Below are 17357 nucleotides of genomic sequence, written 5' to 3' on the forward strand. Positions count from 1 at the left end.
AGCTGAATGATATAATTTAATATATGAAAAAGATTGATAAATAAGCTTTTTCGCATCATAATAGGAGGAAGATTTATGGAGAATCCTAAACTTGTAGAAAAATTAAAAGATAAAGCAAATATAAGTTATGAAGAAGCAAAGGAAGCCTTAGAAGCTAATAACTGGGATATGCTAGATGCTATGATATATTTAGAGGAAAAAGGAAAAATAAAAAGACCTTCAATAAGTACTTTCTATACTAATGAAAGTAGAGACACTTATAGTAATGATTATAATGTAGTTGTATATGATAAAAAGGAAGAAAGATGGAGTTCAAGAAGAGCAAATGGCTTTGAAGGGATTTTTGAAGCTCTATGTAGGATAATAGATACTTGTAATAATATATTTTTTGAAATATCTAAAGAGGGAAGAATGTTTTTAAAAATTCCTATTACAGTATTAGTATTGCTTTTAATCTTTACCTTTTGGATAGTTATACCACTAATTATAGTTGGACTTTTCTTTGATATAGAGTTTTCTGTATCTTCAAAGAGAGTTAATACTGAAAAAGTAAATAAGGTATTTGCGGAAATTTCATTATTTGTGAAAAAAATAAAGGAAGAAATTAAAAAGGGGTTTAATCATGGTTAAGATTTTAATAGTTGAAGATGAAGAGAAAATAGCTAGATTTATAGAGCTAGAATTAGTTCATGAAGGCTATGAAATAGTAAAAGCTAATAATGGCAGAACAGGTCTTGAAATAGCAGAAAAAGGAGAGGTAGACTTAGTTATTCTTGATATAATGCTACCAGAACTTAATGGGTTAGAAGTTCTAAGAAGGCTTAGAAAAACTTCTGATATTCCTATAATTATGCTTACAGCAAGGGATGCAGTTATGGATAAAGTATCAGGACTTGATGCAGGTGCTGATGATTATATAACAAAGCCTTTTGCTATAGAAGAACTTCTAGCAAGAATAAGAACAGCATTAAAAAAGAGAGTAGTAGTAACTAAAAAAGATACTGATATTATTAAGTGTGGACTATTATCTTTAGATAAAATGAGACATAGGGTAATGTATGGAGATACAGAAATAGAATTAACTAATAGAGAATTTACTTTATTACAAATATTAATGGAAAATAAAAATATAGTTTTAAATAGAGATGTTCTTATGGATAAGGTATGTGGTTATGACTACATTGGAGAAACGAATTTAATAGATGTATATATAAGATATTTAAGAACAAAAATAGATGATAGATTTAATGTTAAGATTATAACTACAATTCGTGGAGTAGGATACGTAATAAAAGATGAGTAAGAAAAATAAAATTAAAAATGTTACATCTATTGCAATAAAACTTAATTCTATTTCTGTAAGAGAGCTATTTTTTAAGTTCCTTTTCCTTAACATATGTATAATAGTAATATTAATAGGTCTTTGGTGTATTGAAGGGGAGCTAGATTTCTATGGTGAGCTTGTGAAAACTGCTAAAAGAAATATTAACTTTTATCCTATAGAAACTGCAAATTATAAAGTAGTTTGGGATGATGGAAAGATTTTAATTAAGGAAGCTAGCGAATTCCTTTATAATATTATAAAGCTAATTAAAATTATAGGGGTTATCCAAGGAATACTTTTATTCCAAGAAATAATTTTTGGAACTGCAAGAATTAGAAAGACCTTAAAGCCTATTAATGAAATAGCAGAAACTGCAAGTAGGCTTAGTAATATGGCTTTTGATGAAGAAAAATTTCAGAGTTTAGAAGATGCTATATCTAAAATTAGCCCAATAACATCAGATGAGAGAATTCATATTGGAGATAATGAACTTCAAGGATTAGAAGCAGCTATAAATAACCTATTAGATAGAATGAGAGACTCTTATAGGCAACAGGCAAGATTTGTTTCAGATGCTTCCCATGAGCTTAGAACACCTATTTCTGTAATTCAAGGATATGCTAATATGTTAGATCGTTGGGGGAAAGAAGATGAAAGTGTTTTAGATGAATCTATTAAAGCTATAAAAAGTGAATCAGAAAATATGAAAAACCTAGTAGAACAACTTCTATTCTTAGCAAGAGGGATAAATGGTAAAACACAGCTTCAGATGGCAGAATTCTCACTTAATGATATGATGACTGAAGTCTTAGAAGAATCTAAGATGATAGATAAAAATCATATCTATAAATATATTGAAAAAGAACAAGCCTCAGTTTATGGAGATATAGGTTTATTAAAACAAACAGCAAGAATATTAATAGATAATGCTGCAAAGTATACAGATGAAGGTGAACTAATAACGCTTAAAGTAGGAATAAGTACCAAGGGGGAACCCTATTTCTCTGTTCAGGATAATGGAATAGGAATGAATGAAGAGGATGTTACACATATATTTGAGCGTTTCTTTAGAGCAGATACAGCAAGAGTTAGGAAAAATGGTGGCACAGGACTTGGATTATCTATAGCAAAGTGGATTATTGATAACCACAAGGGATATTTTTCTGTTTTAAGTAGAAAGGATATAGGAACAAGAATAACTGTATTTTTACCGAAAAAAATATAAATTAATTATAAAAAATAAAAATGAGGCTTCGCGACAGCCTCATTTTTTTTATAAGTATCTATAATAAACTTTGGGATGATAAATTAATTAGCTTTATAAGATTTAATCATCCAAAGAGCTTTTTCATACTCTGCAATTAAGCCTTCCATTAAATCAGCAGTTCCTAAATCTTCAGCATCTTCTGCCATAGAAAGAAGATCTCTTGAATCCTTAATCATAGTTAGGAAATCAGCTTCTAATATATCTATAGCTTCTTCTCCAGATAATCCTTTGCTTTCTAATTCTTTAACAGTACCAAGCTTCATATATTCCTTCATTGAAGCAGCAGGTCTAGAACCTAAAGTTAATATTCTTTCAGCCACTTCGTCTAATGATTTACCTACACCTTCATAATATCCTTCGAATACAGTGTGAAGTTGGAAGAATGAATGACCTTGTACATTCCAATGTAAGTTGTGAATCTTAACATATAATAAATTAAGATTTGCTAAATAATTATTTAGTGATTTAACTACTCCCTCAATTTTTTTATTATCTAAACCTATATAATTTTTACTCATAAATATTACCTCCCATTATTAAAACAATTCTGAATTTGTATTGATTACAATATTATAATAATATTAAAATTGGAATAAGTCAATAGAATTTCCATATTTAATAAAAAAAGTATAGTTCATATGAAAAATATATGAACTATACTTTGTAATAACATACATATTATTCAGTTTTTTCTTTCTCTTTACAATTCCTGCAAATGCCCTTGAAATAAAAAGATTGATCATGGATATCAAAGCCTTTTAAAGAATCTATGTTCAAACTATCTATATCAAGTTCAATATCATAGTCTGCTTGCTCTTCTGACAATGCTCGAACATTTTCCATAACATCTTTACTAAACCAATCCCATGATTCACAAGCAAATTCACGATTAAATCCTGGTGCAATGTTGTGTCCAATCAAGGCAGCTTCGATACAGATCGTACCAGAACCACACACTGGATCATAAAACGGACGATCTTTTCGCCAATTTGTCAACATCACTAAAGCGGCTGCCATGTTTTCTTTCAACGGTGCGCCACCTTTTTCNTATTAATGCATAGTATATATCATTAACTCTTGGATGTTCTTTGCTATTATATAAATATTCAAAGATTCTTTTTCTTTGATAGGATGGACTGATTCCATGATCTCTCAAATATTTTTCAATATTATCAATGAGTAACATAATTATAAATCCCTCCTTTTCAAATTATAAGTTTATCATAGTTTAAATTAGTAATCTATAAAAACATATTTAATAAAATATATCATCATAAGAAGGCTATTAGCCATATATAAATTAATAATTATTAATATATTATTAAGATTAATTCAATATAAGTATATATCAATATATTATTATAGACAATTGTATTTATAACTTATGCATAATATTTTCTTAGAATAACCATGTAAGAAAAATATTATAAGACATATATAATAGTTCATAAAAGCTATGGAATATATGAGGAATTTGTTAATTGTTAAGTATAATCCACAAATTATTTGTGGATTATTTTTAATTAACCTTTAATTTGTGGATTAATTTAAATCCCTTGTGGACAGAAATTAGATATTTAGGAGTATAATTAATTTATATGAGTATAATAAAGAGTCTGGGGTAGGTGATGGTAGTGAGAGAAATATTTATGGTTAATAATAAGGAATATGAATTTGTATCTAACTATAGAGATAATGAAAGAATAAGAGAAAGTTTTAATGAATTAACAGAGAAAACATATGGTTTTAACTTTAGAAAGTGGTTTGATAATGGGTATTGGGGTAATAAATATATACCATATTCTTTATTAGATGGAGATAAGGTAATATCAAATGTATCTGTAAATATTATGGACTTTATAATTTTAAGAGATAAAAAGACTCTTATACAATTAGGTACTGTAATGACAGATGAGAACTATAGGGGCAAAGGATTAAATAAGTTTTTATTAAATAAGGTAATAGAAGAATGGGAAGATAAGTGTGATTTTATATATCTTTTTGCTAATGATACAGTTTTAAACTTTTATCCTAAGTTTGGCTTTAAAAAATACAATCAGTATCAATGTTCCTTAGAAGCTTCTAAAGGAAAAGGTAATGAATTAATAAGAAAATTAAATGTCGATATTTCTAGTGATAGAAATACTTTAATTAGAATTTTGAATAATAAAAAATCATTAGCTAAGTTGGATAATATTAATAATATTTCTCTTGTAATGTTTTATTGTAATGATTTTATGAAGGACAATATATATTACATTGAGGAATATGATGCTATAGGAATATGCCAGTATGATAAAGAGAAAATGATATTATTAGATTTATTTTCTGAGAAGAATATAGACTTAGAAAAAGTCACAAAGGCATTAATGAAAGATAATACTAAAAAAATACTTTTAGGATTTACTCCTAAGAATACTTTTTTATATAGAGAAGAGCTAATAAATAATGAAGATGACACCCTATTTATTAGATGTAAAAATGGGACAATATTTCATAAAGAAAAATTAATATTCCCTTTATTATCCCATGCATAGATTTATTATGGAGTAAGTATATCATCGAAAAAGTATTGACATTATTAGGGTACTTAGAATATATTTAAAATAGATAGATTTCGAATAAAGAGAGGTATTTTTGTGAGTGTATAGTATCAAATAGTTAACTTAATATTAATTCCAAAAAATTAGGTTTGTAACCTTTATTTGTTGTGGAATTAATTAAACTATATTGATACAAGTCCACGAATAAAATTACAAGGGGATTTTATACCTTTATCTGTGATTGAATTTTTTAGCTGTGGAAGTATCCATGGCTTTTTTTATTTTTAGAAACTATCTATGAAGTCTATCTAGATTTCGTGACTTGTATGTATTTAATACAAGAAAGGAATAAATGAATGGATAAAATAACATTAGAGAAATTAGATTATTATGAATTAAAAGAGATAGTAAAAGGCTACTGTGTTAGTGGATTAGGAAAGACATTAATAGATAAACTTAAACCTAGTAGCAACTTGAAAATTGTAAATAAAAGACTTGATGAAACTTCAGAGGGAAGAAGGCTTATAGAGGCCTCATATCATATACCCCTAAGTGGAATATTTGATATAACATCTCATATTGAAAAAATTGAAAAAGGAGCATCATTAGACCTAGAGGATTTAACTATGGTAAGTGATTTCCTAAGAGGATGTAGAAAAGTTAAGTTATTTGTTAAGGACAAAGAAGGCTATGCGCCAACACTATGTAGTTATGGAGATAATATTACAGATTTAAGCTATATAGAAGAGGAAATAAATAAGTGTATTAGAGGTTCAGTAGTAGATTCTAATGCTAGTAAGGAACTAAAAAAGATAAGAAGACTTATAGATGATTGTGAAGAAAAGATAAGAGAAAGACTTGATAGATTCTTAAAAAATAGTGAGAATAAACAATATATTCAAGAGTTCTTTATAAGTAAGAGAAATGGAAGATATACAATTCCAATAAAGTCAGCTTATAAAAAATATGTTGAAGGGACTGTTATTGAAGCTTCATCAAAGGGATCAACAGTATTTATGGAGCCAAATATAATCTCTAGATATACTTCAGAATTAGCAACCTTAAAAATAGAAGAAAGCATTGAAGAATATAAGATATTAGGTATGCTTACTGAAATGTTAAATGAAAGAATAAGAGATTTAAAAATAAATATAGAAGTAATAGCTGAATATGATATGATTTGGGCTAAAGCTAAATATAGCAATGAGATTTCTGGTATAAAACCTAAATTAAATGATTATGGATATATAAAAATAGTAAATGGAAAATATCCTTTAATTAAGAATGTAGTACCTCTTAATTTTGAAGTTGGAGATAATTATAGAACATTAATAATAACTGGTCCAAATGCAGGAGGAAAGACAGTAGTTTTAAAAACTGTAGGTATCTTAACTTTAGCAGTACAATCTGGATTTCATATAGCTGCTAATGAAGGAACAGAAATATCCGTTTTTGATAAGATATTCGTTGATATAGGAGATAATCAAAGTATTGAAAATGCTTTAAGCACCTTTTCTTCTCACGTGAAGAATTTAGCAGAAATAATAAAACAAAGTACAAAATCTACTTTGCTATTATTTGATGAAATAGGAAGTGGAACTGAACCAAATGAAGGAGCTGCTTTAGCAATAGCTATTTTAGAAGAATTGTATCATAAGGGATGTATTACAATAGCTACTACACACTATGGAGAAATAAAAAACTTCTCAGAGGCACATCCAGACTTTGAAAATGCAGCTATGGAATTTAAAAAGGATACTTTAGAGCCATTATACAAACTTCATATTGGTAGAAGCGGTGATAGTAACGCCTTATATATATCAAAGAAGATGGGGATTTCTGATTCTATAATAAATAGAGCTAGAAATTATATTGAAACAAAAGATTATAATTATGGAGTAATAAGGGATAGCAAAATAATTAAGAAAAAAGAAGAGGTAGAAATCTTAGAATCTAAATATAATTATTCTGTTGGAGATAGAGTAATTCTTTTAGATAATAATGAAAGTGCTATAGTTTATAAAGAAATAAATGAGATAAATAACTTAGAAGTTCTATATAAAAACAAAGTCATTGAAGTAAATTATAAGAGAGTAAAATTAGATGTAAAGGCAAGTGAATTATATCCAGAAGGATATGATTTAAATCAATTATTTATAAGCTATAAGGAAAGAAAGTTAGATCATGATATTAAGCGTGGCTCTAAAAAAGCATTAAAGAAAATAAGAAAAGATTCAATATAATATCAATTTAAAAGAAAATATCCTATATAGATAAACTCAATTTCACAGTAGTTTATTATATAGGATATTTCTAGTTTCTTTATTCTAATTTATAAATAACAAACTTTAAAAAAATACTTATGCAGTCTTATGTATATAGCTTGTTCTATGTTTAATCTTTTTATTAGGTTTTATAGATTGTACTGTAGTAGCTAACACTATTGAGATTAAACATAAAGCTCCAATAACTATAAATGTAGATTTAAATCCTCCAGTTATTGATGATATAAATGAGCCTGAAATTGCTCCTAAACCAAAACCTTGATATATGATTCCATAATTTTTAGTTTGGTTTTGAATACCGAAGAATTCTCCTACTATTGCAGGGAAAACTGTAATAACTCCTCCAAAGCAAAATGCAATTGAAGCAACACATGCAAAGAATATTGCAAAGTTTAAAGGTATAAAGCTTAATATAAATACTGCAACAGTTGTTATTGAAAGTGATAGAATTACCACCTTTAATCTTCCAAATTTATCTGATAAAGCACCTAATATAATTCTACCTGATGTATTGAATATTGCTACCATAGCAACAGCATTTGCGGCTACAGCAGGTGTTAGTCCAACAAGTTCAACACCAATATCTTTAACTATTCCTATTAGATATAATCCGCTCATACATGCAGAGAAGAATATTAAAAATAAAGCATAGGCTTCTTTTGTTTTTAGCATTTCCTTTATTGAATACTCTTTTACATTAATATTATTTTTAGAATGTTTATTTACTAATGGAGCATCCTTTATAAATTGAGCTCCTGCTACGATTAAAAGCATAGCTATTATTCCCCAGTAAAGAAAGGCTTGTGAAACACCTATATTACTAATTAGACTTCCGTTAATATATTTAAAAATTAAACTACCTGTACCGTAAGCGCCTACTGAAATTCCAGAAATAAGTCCTTTTTTATCAGGGAACCATTTAATACAATTTGAAAGTGTAGTAATGTATGCTATACCATCAGCGGCTCCAACTATTACACCAGCTGTAATATAAAGCATAGGTAATGAAGAAGTTATTGATGTTAATATTAAACCAAATCCTAATATTAATCCTGCAAAGGAAGTAAGTTTCCTAATTCCTAGCTTGTCTTGAAGTTTACCAGCAATTAATGTGGATGCTGCTAAAGCAAAACTAGTTATAGAAAAGGTAATAGCTACCTTATTTAATTGAAATCCAAATTTATTTACTAAGGGTTGATTAAATAAACTCCAAGTATAAATAGTGCCTAAACCTAGTTGAGAAATTACTGTACCTAAAGCTATTAACCAGCGATTTTCTAATGTTTTTTTCATTTTCATTCACCTCTAAATTTATTTTGAAATATAGCCTTTTCATATGCCTTTTATAATGGCAAATTGTTTATAGACTAATTATAAATGGATAAAAAATAAAATTAGTTTTATATGAATGAAATACAAATAAATTTAAATGAAATGCATTTATATGTTCATGAGTTGCCTGAATTCTTTTACATTACTTCTACTTACAGGAACTTCATAATCAATATCTTGAAGTTTTAAATTATAGGTGTTATTAAACCAAGGGATTATCTCTCTTATTTTATTCATATTTACAATATAAGATCTATGAGATTTGAAGAAGGTATCTTTAGGTAGCTTTTCATAAAAATCAGATATACATAAGTTTACTGTGTATTCCTCATTTTTAGTATAAACACAAGTTATCCTTTCTTTTGCCATACAGTAATATATATTATTGATATCTACTACTATTATTTTTTCGTTTTTCCATAGATTTATTTTATTTGATATATTACTTTTAGGAGAGGGACTTTTTTCTTGGTTATCAATATTTTCTAGTTTTTTTAACATTGAAATAATTCTAGATTCTGAATAAGGTTTTAATATGTAATCAAAAGCTTCCACTTCAAAAGCTTCAACAGCATGTTCTTTATATGCTGTTATAAAAACTATATAAGGTTTTTTAATAAATTTACTTATACTTTTAGCAAGTAAAACTCCATCTAATGAAGGAATATTTATATCTAGGAATATAATATCAATTTCGTTATTTTGAATATATTTAAGAACTTCTATTCCATCTGAAAATTCATCAATGATATCTATATTACTATAATTTTTAATAAAGTATTTAAGTTCCTCTCTTGCTAAGAATTCATCATCGACTACTATAGCCTTCATATATCTCACCCTCTTATATATTTTTATTTATAAAAAATTCTATCATAGTGCCCTTATCTAGCCTTTTTATATTAAGACCTTCGCCATAAATAAGCTTAATTCTTGAATGTACATTATAAAGACCTATTTTCTTTTCGGGAACATTATCAGTATAAATGTTATTTATCATTTCTTCACTTATTCCTATACCGCTATCAACTATAGAAATTTTAATTTTTTCACCTTCATCCTTTAAGCTTATTTTAATTGTTCCATTATGGGTATCCTTTAAAATTCCATGAACTATAGCATTTTCAACTAAGGGTTGTATTGTTAAGCTAGGAATTCTAATATCTACCTCATCTATATCATAGATTACATTTATCTTGTCTCCAAATCTAGCTTTCTCTATTTCTATATAATCTCTTACTTGTTTTAATTCTTTCTTTACATCTATAAATTCACTATTTAGTTCTAAGTTGAATCTTAAATAACTAGATAGATTTATTATAAGTTCTCTAGCATTATTTGGATTAATTCTTATAGAAGAGGCTATAGCATTTAATGCATTAAATAAAAAATGAGGGTTAATTTGAGTTTGAAGAGCTTTAAGTTCTGCTTTATTTGCCATTTCCTTCATTTCTTCAACCTTTGAGACTTCCATAAGAGTTGATATTATTTGAGAAAGTCCTATAGCAAGAGTTTCTACAGTATAGGTTATATGATTGGAATTTCTATAGTATATTTTTAAAGCTCCAATAACTTCATTTTTCTCTTTAAGAGGTATTATAATAGCCGATTTTAGTAATTCAGATTTTTCTTTAAAGCCTGTATTTTTTATTACTATAGTATCTTTACTAATGGCTTCCTTTGTTTCAGCATTTATAATTTCATGACCAATGTTATAGTACTCTTTACCAACACCAATATAAGCTATTATATTTTTAGTATCAGTTATTGAAACTGCATCAGCTTGAATATCCTCTTTAATAATAGTACATATCTTATTTAAAGATTCATTATTAATACTTCTAAAGTAAGGAAGAGTTTTATTTGCTATATCTAATGCTAATTGAGCTTGCTTAGCAGCTATTTTTTCCTTATCATCCTCTATACTTTGAACTAGTACAACAATAAATCCAACAGAAACTTGTCCTATAATCATTGGAAGAGCTATTTTAGATACAATATCATAACCTAATTCACGAGGTTTACTTAATAGAAGAATTAATATCATAGTAATGGATTCAGAAAACATACCAGCTATTATACCAGCTATCCATCTATATTTTCTTTGAACTTTTTTGTTAATGTATCCAGAAATTACACCTGCACAAATACTGCTTATTAAGCAAGGGATAGAAGTTACTCCTCCTATGTCTATTAGATATCTATGGACACCAGATATTACTCCTGTTGTAATTCCTACAAAAGGACCAAATATTATTCCTCCAGATACTATAGTAATAGTTCTAACATTTACTAAGGACCCTTCTACATTAAGACCTGTATAAGTTGACATTATTGCAAAGATAGAAAATACTGAACAGGCAATTAAATAATCTTTTTTTCTATATGTATCTCTTTGAAATATATTTCTAAAGCTTTGCAATCTTGTTATAACAAATAGACATGCAAGAAGTACTACAGCTCTATCAATTAATTGAATTAATATGCTAAATATATAATTCAAGGGTAACCTCATCTCCTTTCTTTAGCTGTAAATAAGGTTATAAAAAATGGAGCTGTCGCAACAGCTCCAAAATTAAAATGCGAAATATAGAATTATTTAAGTAAACTTTACTTTTATCTTACATTTTCAATTATTCATTTTACATTGTGCTGTAGCGCTAATATGAAGCCATACTGCCTAATAAGGGCTTTTGAAAGAAATACTTGCGAATTATATTGTATATTTAATCTATAATATTTTATTATACCATATTTGTAATTAGAATTAAATTTTATTTAATGAAGTTTCAAAAGTAAATGAAATTATCCAGGTTACTATAATTTATAAAATAAGAAAATTATATGGTTTAAATTGCTAAAGATAGTATCTAAATAGTTCCAACTCTAGTAGTTAGGAATATTATACTATTAGAAAGGATGTGTTAAAAGTGAACTATGACAGAGGTGATTATGGTAGTCTACAAGAGTTATATGATGATTGTAATAAATTAAAGGAGTATCATATAACTATAGTTATGAAGGATGGAAGTACAGTAGATGGAATTATTGAAAAAGTAGATTCCAATGGAATTATCATGCTAGTTGGTGAAGACATTATGGATGAAGAAGATACCAATGAATCTAATGAACAAAGGCAATTTGGAAGAAGACCAGGAATGGCAAGGTATAGAAGATTTAGAAGGAGAGGATACCCCTTTAATTCTATTAGAAGGGTATTTCCTATAGGTTATCCTTATCCATTCCCTTACTATCCATTCTTTCCTTATTAAAGAGCTAATTATATAAATTGGGATTTGCTAAATAAAGCAGCATTCTAACTTTATTATGATATAATTAATACAAAATATAGTTATAGTTTAGGAGGAATTAATGTTTAAAGTAGCAATCTTTGATTTAGATGGAACATTACTGAATACATTAGATGATTTAGCAAATGCTTGTAATTATGCTCTAAATAAATTTTCCTTTCCAATTCATGAAGTAGAAAAATATAAAACCTTTATTGGAAATGGGATATATAAATTAGTGGAAAGAGCTTTACCTGATAATAAAAAGGATAGAGAAACAGTAGAAAAAGTATTAGAAGTATTTAGCGAATATTATAATGAACATATGATGGATATGACCAAGCCTTATGATGGAATAATAGATCTTTTAGATGAATTAAGAATAAAGGAAATAAAACTTGGAGTTGTATCAAATAAGCAACATGACTTTACAATAGAAATAGTAAATAAGTATTTTGGTAACAGATTTAATATAGTATTTGGGCATAGAGAAAACTATAAAGAAAAGCCTGACCCAACTTCAGTTTTAGAAATGATAGAAATACTTGGTGCCTCAAAAAGTGAATGTATCTACATAGGAGATTCTAATGTAGATATAATGACTGCTAAGAATTCAGGGGTTCAGAACATTGGGGTTTCTTGGGGTTTTAGAGGGAAGGAAGAATTAGCTAAGGCAGGTGCTAATTATTTAGCTGATAATACAATAGAATTAAAAAATATAATAATTAACAATTAACAATAAAAATAGTAGCTAAAAATAAGCTGCTATTTTTATTGTTTAAATTGGCGTTTTACCATAAATTATTTGAATGTTTTTTTATATAATAACTTTAAGAATTAGAAAAATAAAGTATGCAACCTATGGTTGACAAAAAGAAATTTTAGGCAAGCAATCTTAAAGTGGGAATCTAGTCAATCAATGCCTGATTTAAATAAACTTGTTATCTTATCTGAATTATATAATATAACTATAGATAGCTTAGTTAAAGATAGGGATGAATATGATATTTTACAGGCTTCATTAAGTAATGACAATAATGAAATAAAAGATAAGCATGTGTATTCATAAGTAATAATTAATGTAAATAGAAGATATATAGATTATGAGTATAAAAGTAAAAGAACTTTATTAGGATTACCTCTTGTGCATATCAATTTAAGAATTGGAATAAAGAAGGCAAAGGGAATAATTGCTGTTGGAAATACAGCTTATGGAATAATATCACTATGAATATTATCTTTTGGAATCATTAGTTTTGGAGTTATATCAATAGGATTATTAAGTTTTGAAGCAATGGCTATAGGACTATTATTGGCAGTAGGAGCAATTTCAATTGGCATAGTTGCTATAGGGGCTATTATAAATATTTATATTTTCTGCGTTAACTACTATTTTTTAACTTAAATAACAATATATATATTATATAGGTGGTTAAAGGTTATTGACAACACTAAAGATAGGGGTAAAATTAAAGTTATAAAAGGATTGAAAACGTATACTTAAAATAAACATTAAATACTATACATTTATTTATAAATATATTTTAAGGGTGAGATTAAAGAATATTTTAATGAAAGTTAAAAATTCTATTTATGGGGGGAAGAAAAGTGAATAGATTAATTAATACTCCTAGAGATAAGGCTCAGGAAACTATTGATGAATTATATGGAGATTTACAAAGGAGAATAGCTGTTAGTCCTAAAAGATCATGTCCAGTAGATTTGGCAGCTGCCTTTTTAAGGCTATGTCAATGTCATACTTGTGGGAAATGTGTGCCATGTAGAATTGGACTAAAGCAACTTGAAAATTTAATAGATGATGTATTAGAAGGTAGGGGAACAGAAGATACATTAAGTCTTATACAAAGAACAGCTGAAGGTATAGCAGATTCTGCAGACTGTGCATTAGGCTATGAAGCAGCTGAAATGGTGTTAACTGGACTTAAAGGATTTAGAGATGATTATGAACTTCATTTAAGTGGTTATGAATGTGTAGAAAGGCAAGAAAAATCTATACCTTGTACAGAACAATGCCCAGCAGAAGTTGATATACCTGGATATATAGCATTAGTGGAAGAAGGTAGATATGCTGATGCAGTTAGACTTATAAGAAAAGACAATCCACTTCCTTTAACTTGTGCTCTTGTTTGTGAACATCCTTGTGAAAGTAAATGTAGAAGGAATAATTTAGATTACTCTGTAAATATAAGAGGATTAAAAAGAACTGCTGTGGAGGAAGCAGGGTATGTACCTATACCTAAACCTTATCCACCTACAAATAAATCAGTTGCCATTGTAGGGGGTGGGCCTAGTGGTCTTACAGCTGCATATTACTTAAGTATAATGGGACATAAAGTAACAATTTTTGAGAAAAGAAATAAGCTTGGTGGAATGCTACAATATGGAATTCCTAATTATAGATTGCCTAAAGACCAATTAGATAGAGAGATAAAAACTATTTTATCTAATGGTGTTGAAGTGAAAACAGGGATTTCTATTGGAAAAGATATTTTATTGGGAGAACTAAGAGAAAAATATGATGCAGTATATGTTTCAATTGGGGCACACGGTCATAAAAAACTTAGAGTACCAGGAGAAGATTCACCTTCTGTAATATCAGCAGTACAACTTTTAAGAGAAATGGCTGATGATAATCATCCTGATTTTAGAAGAAAGAGAATTGCTGTAATAGGAGGAGGAAATGTTGCTATGGATGCTGCAAGAACTGCTGTTAGACTTGGTGCATCTGAAGTAAATATAGTATATAGAAGAAGAAAAATAGATATGACAGCCTTACCTGAGGAAGTAGAAGGTGCTATTGCAGAAGGCTGTGAAGTTATAGAACTTATGGCACCACTTAGCATAGAAAAAGATGGTGAAGATAAAATTAAAGGAATATGGGTTCAACCTCAAATTATAGGACCAATAGAAAATAGAAGAGCAAAGCCTCTTAATTCTAAGCGAGAACCACAATTTATACCTTGTGATATTGTAATAGTTGCTATAGGGCAAGATATTGAATCAAAGTACTTTGAAAAGTGTGGAATAAGTACTGAAGGAGGAAAAATAATTGTATCAGAATCAGGAGAGGTATATGGTAAAAAAGGAATATTTGCAGTTGGTGATTGTGTAACAGGGCCATCTACAGTTATTAGAGCTATAGCTTCTGGTAAGGTTGCAGCAGCTAATATAGATAGCTATTTTGGATATAAGCATGTAATAAAGAGTGATGTAGAAATACCACCTATAAAATTCAAAAGCAGTATTTCCTGGGGAAGATCTAATATGTATGAAAGATCTGCAAAGGAAAGACGTCTAGATTTTAATATGGTTGAAAAATCTCTTACATTAGAGGAGGCAAAACAGGAAGCTGGAAGATGTTTGCGCTGTGATCATTTGGGATGTGGAGCTTTTAAGGGAGGTAGAGTAGATAGATGGTAAGTATAGTGATAGATAATAAAAGAGTAATTGTACCTAGAGAAATTACAATTCTTGAAGCAGCAAGTATGGCAGGAATAGAAATACCTACCCTTTGTTACTTAAAGGATATTAATGAAATTGGAGCCTGCAGAGTTTGTTTAGTTGAGATTGAAGGAGTCAATAAGCTTGCTGCAGCTTGTAATACTCCAATTTCAGAAGGTATGGTAATTAGAACAAATAGCCCAAGAGTTAGAAAGGCTAGAAAGATGAATGTGGAACTTATACTTTCTCAACATAATTTCCGTTGTGCTACTTGCAGTAGAAATGGAAGTTGTAGGCTCCAAAGTATCTCAAGAGATTTAGGAATAAATTATTTACCTTATAAAGAAGAAATAAAATATAAGCCATGGAGAAGAGATTTTCCTTTAATAAGAGATAATGAAAAGTGTATAAAATGCATGAGATGTGTTCAAGTGTGTAATAAGGTGCAATCTCTAGGAATATGGGATACTACAGGAAGTGGTTCTAGGACTAATATTGGTGTAATTAATAATAAAAGAATTGAAGATACAGATTGTTCACTATGTGGGCAATGTATAACTCATTGTCCTGTTGGGGCTTTAGTTGAAAGAGATGATACTGAAAAAGTTTTTGAAGCATTGGCAGATCCAGATATTATCACAGTAGTACAAATTGCTCCTGCAGTTAGAGCAGCTTGGGGTGAAGAATTAGGACTTTCAAGAGAAGAGGCTACTGTAGGTAAAATAGTAGATGCACTTAGAAAAATAGGCTTTGATTATGTATTTGATACTACCTTTGCTGCTGATTTAACTATAATGGAGGAAGGTACAGAATTAATTCACAGAATAAGAAAAGGTGAAAAGCCACCTATGTTTACATCCTGCTGTCCTGGATGGGTAAGATTTATAAAATCACAATATCCAGATATGGTATCTAAACTTTCTACAGCAAAATCTCCACAACAAATGTTTGGAGCAATAACAAAGACATACTTTGCAGAAAAGATGAAAATTGATCCTAGAAAAATATATTGTATCTCAATAATGCCATGTACTGCAAAAAAATATGAAAAAGATATACCTGGTATAAATGGAGCAGATGAAGGTGTTGATGTAGATGCAGTATTAACAACAAGAGAGCTTGTAAAAATGATAAGGGCAGAACACATAAATCCTAGGGATTTAAAAGATGAAAATATGGATGATATATTAGGTGATGGAACTGGGGCAGGTGTTATCTTTGGAGCAACTGGAGGAGTAATGGAGGCAGCATTAAGAAGTGCTTATTACTTACTTACAGGAGAAAATCCAAAGGCAGATAGCTTTAAAAAGGTTAGAGGAATGAATGGATGGAAAGAAGCAGAGTTTGATATTGGTAGTACTACTTTAAAAGTAGCTATAGCAAGTGGATTAGGTAATGCTAGAAAACTTATGGATGCCATAGAGAGAAATGAAGTTCAATATGATTTTGTGGAAATAATGGCATGTCCAGGAGGCTGCTCAGGTGGAGGAGGACAACCTATATTCCATAATAAGGAGTTTGCAAAAGATAGGGCAGAAGTATTATATGGACTTGATGAAAGCTCAGAAAGAAGATTTTCTCATGAGAATCCTATGATAATGAAATGTTACGATGAATATTTAGGAGAACCATTATCTAGAACTGCACATGAAATTCTTCATTTTTCACATAACAAGCATCGTTAATATAAATAATTTTTATATAATATATAAATGAATGGGGCTGTGGCACAATGTAAAATGAATAATGAAAAATGTAAAATTAAAGAAGAAACTCCCTTGGGAGTTTCTAAAGTATATATCTTTTTAGTAATTCCTTTGGAATTACATCAATAATTCTACATTTTTAATTTAG

Annotated in this window: 15 protein-coding genes and 1 pseudogene; 10 read left to right on the top strand and 6 right to left on the bottom strand. The window is 28.7% G+C overall.

All coding sequences use genetic code 11. The features are described from left to right. Nucleotides 1-75 precede the first annotated feature (75 nt). From HUJ77_RS10260 to HUJ77_RS10270, 3 genes are read left to right on the top strand one after another with little or no spacing between them, the layout of a single operon-like run. Nucleotides 76-630, top strand: coding sequence for a ubiquitin (locus tag HUJ77_RS10260; protein ID WP_291708490.1), 555 nt, complete (start codon nucleotides 76-78; stop codon nucleotides 628-630). Continuing rightward, the gene (locus HUJ77_RS10265; RefSeq protein WP_291708491.1) at nucleotides 623-1303 is read left to right on the top strand and encodes a response regulator transcription factor; all 681 of its coding nucleotides are present in this window, start codon (nucleotides 623-625) and stop codon (nucleotides 1301-1303) included. The genes HUJ77_RS10260 and HUJ77_RS10265 overlap by 8 nt, the downstream gene beginning before the upstream one ends. Continuing rightward, a complete protein-coding gene (locus HUJ77_RS10270; RefSeq protein ID WP_291708492.1) occupies nucleotides 1296-2549 on the top strand; it encodes a HAMP domain-containing sensor histidine kinase in 1254 nt (417 codons plus the stop codon). Before HUJ77_RS10265 ends, HUJ77_RS10270 begins: the two co-directional genes overlap by 8 nt. Nucleotides 2550-2632: 83 nt before the next feature. Here the strand turns inward: HUJ77_RS10270 and HUJ77_RS10275 are convergent, their stop codons facing one another. Both HUJ77_RS10275 and HUJ77_RS10280 read right to left on the bottom strand, forming a co-directional pair. Further along, entirely contained in the window at nucleotides 2633-3109 is a 477-nt protein-coding gene (locus HUJ77_RS10275; RefSeq protein WP_291708493.1) for a DNA starvation/stationary phase protection protein, read from the bottom strand. A gap of 160 nt (nucleotides 3110-3269) precedes the next feature. Then, a pseudogene (locus tag HUJ77_RS10280) lies at nucleotides 3270-3623 on the bottom strand (hypothetical protein); the annotation flags it as partial. 617 nt (nucleotides 3624-4240) lie between these two features. Between HUJ77_RS10280 and HUJ77_RS10285 the strand changes: the two are divergent. Next, entirely contained in the window at nucleotides 4241-5128 is an 888-nt protein-coding gene (locus tag HUJ77_RS10285; protein ID WP_291708494.1) for a GNAT family N-acetyltransferase, read from the top strand. Between the two features lie 362 nt (nucleotides 5129-5490). Next, complete coding sequence (locus tag HUJ77_RS10290) at nucleotides 5491-7377, top strand: endonuclease MutS2 (protein ID WP_291708495.1); 1887 nt, start codon at nucleotides 5491-5493, stop codon at nucleotides 7375-7377. Between the two features lie 117 nt (nucleotides 7378-7494). Here HUJ77_RS10290 and HUJ77_RS10295 read toward each other — a convergent pair whose 3' ends face one another. The 3 genes from HUJ77_RS10295 to HUJ77_RS10305 form a co-directional block, all read right to left on the bottom strand. Further along, on the bottom strand, nucleotides 7495-8712 hold the full coding sequence (locus HUJ77_RS10295) for an OFA family MFS transporter (protein ID WP_291708496.1): 1218 nt from the start codon (nucleotides 8710-8712) through the stop codon (nucleotides 7495-7497). Nucleotides 8713-8859: 147 nt separating this feature from the next. Next, complete coding sequence (locus HUJ77_RS10300) at nucleotides 8860-9582, bottom strand: LytTR family DNA-binding domain-containing protein (protein WP_291708497.1); 723 nt, start codon at nucleotides 9580-9582, stop codon at nucleotides 8860-8862. A 13-nt stretch (nucleotides 9583-9595) separates the two neighbouring features. Next, entirely contained in the window at nucleotides 9596-11254 is a 1659-nt protein-coding gene (locus tag HUJ77_RS10305) for a sensor histidine kinase (protein ID WP_291708498.1), read from the bottom strand. Between the two features lie 427 nt (nucleotides 11255-11681). Here HUJ77_RS10305 and HUJ77_RS10310 point away from each other — a divergent pair, with 427 nt between their 5' ends. The 3 genes from HUJ77_RS10310 (at nucleotide 11682) to HUJ77_RS10320 (ending at nucleotide 13110) form a co-directional block, all read left to right on the top strand. Next, nucleotides 11682-12023, top strand: coding sequence for a hypothetical protein (locus tag HUJ77_RS10310; protein WP_291708499.1), 342 nt, complete (start codon nucleotides 11682-11684; stop codon nucleotides 12021-12023). A 100-nt stretch (nucleotides 12024-12123) separates the two neighbouring features. Further along, nucleotides 12124-12777 carry an HAD family hydrolase gene (locus HUJ77_RS10315; RefSeq protein WP_291708500.1) on the top strand — a complete coding sequence of 218 codons (654 nt, stop codon included), beginning with the start codon at nucleotides 12124-12126 and terminating at the stop codon, nucleotides 12775-12777. Between the two features lie 129 nt (nucleotides 12778-12906). Then, nucleotides 12907-13110: a hypothetical protein gene (locus HUJ77_RS10320; RefSeq protein ID WP_291708501.1), complete on the top strand. Its 204-nt coding sequence runs from the start codon at nucleotides 12907-12909 to the stop codon at nucleotides 13108-13110. A 140-nt stretch (nucleotides 13111-13250) separates the two neighbouring features. On the opposite strand, the gene HUJ77_RS10325 is transcribed toward HUJ77_RS10320, so the two are convergent. After that, nucleotides 13251-13382 carry a hypothetical protein gene (locus tag HUJ77_RS10325; RefSeq protein ID WP_291708502.1) on the bottom strand — a complete coding sequence of 44 codons (132 nt, stop codon included), beginning with the start codon at nucleotides 13380-13382 and terminating at the stop codon, nucleotides 13251-13253. Between the two features lie 267 nt (nucleotides 13383-13649). Here HUJ77_RS10325 and HUJ77_RS10330 point away from each other — a divergent pair, with 267 nt between their 5' ends. Together HUJ77_RS10330 and HUJ77_RS10335 are read left to right on the top strand one after the other, a co-directional pair. Further along, nucleotides 13650-15482: an NAD(P)-binding protein gene (locus tag HUJ77_RS10330; protein WP_291708503.1), complete on the top strand. Its 1833-nt coding sequence runs from the start codon at nucleotides 13650-13652 to the stop codon at nucleotides 15480-15482. After that, nucleotides 15476-17188 (top strand): NADH-dependent [FeFe] hydrogenase, group A6, encoded by a 1713-nt coding sequence (locus tag HUJ77_RS10335; RefSeq protein ID WP_291708504.1) that lies wholly within the window; start codon nucleotides 15476-15478, stop codon nucleotides 17186-17188. The genes HUJ77_RS10330 and HUJ77_RS10335 overlap by 7 nt, the downstream gene beginning before the upstream one ends. The last annotated feature ends 169 nt before the right edge of the window (nucleotides 17189-17357 follow it).

Origin of the sequence: Clostridium sp., assembly GCF_021443865.1 — a bacterium.
Lineage (GTDB): Bacteria > Bacillota > Clostridia > Clostridiales > Clostridiaceae > Clostridium.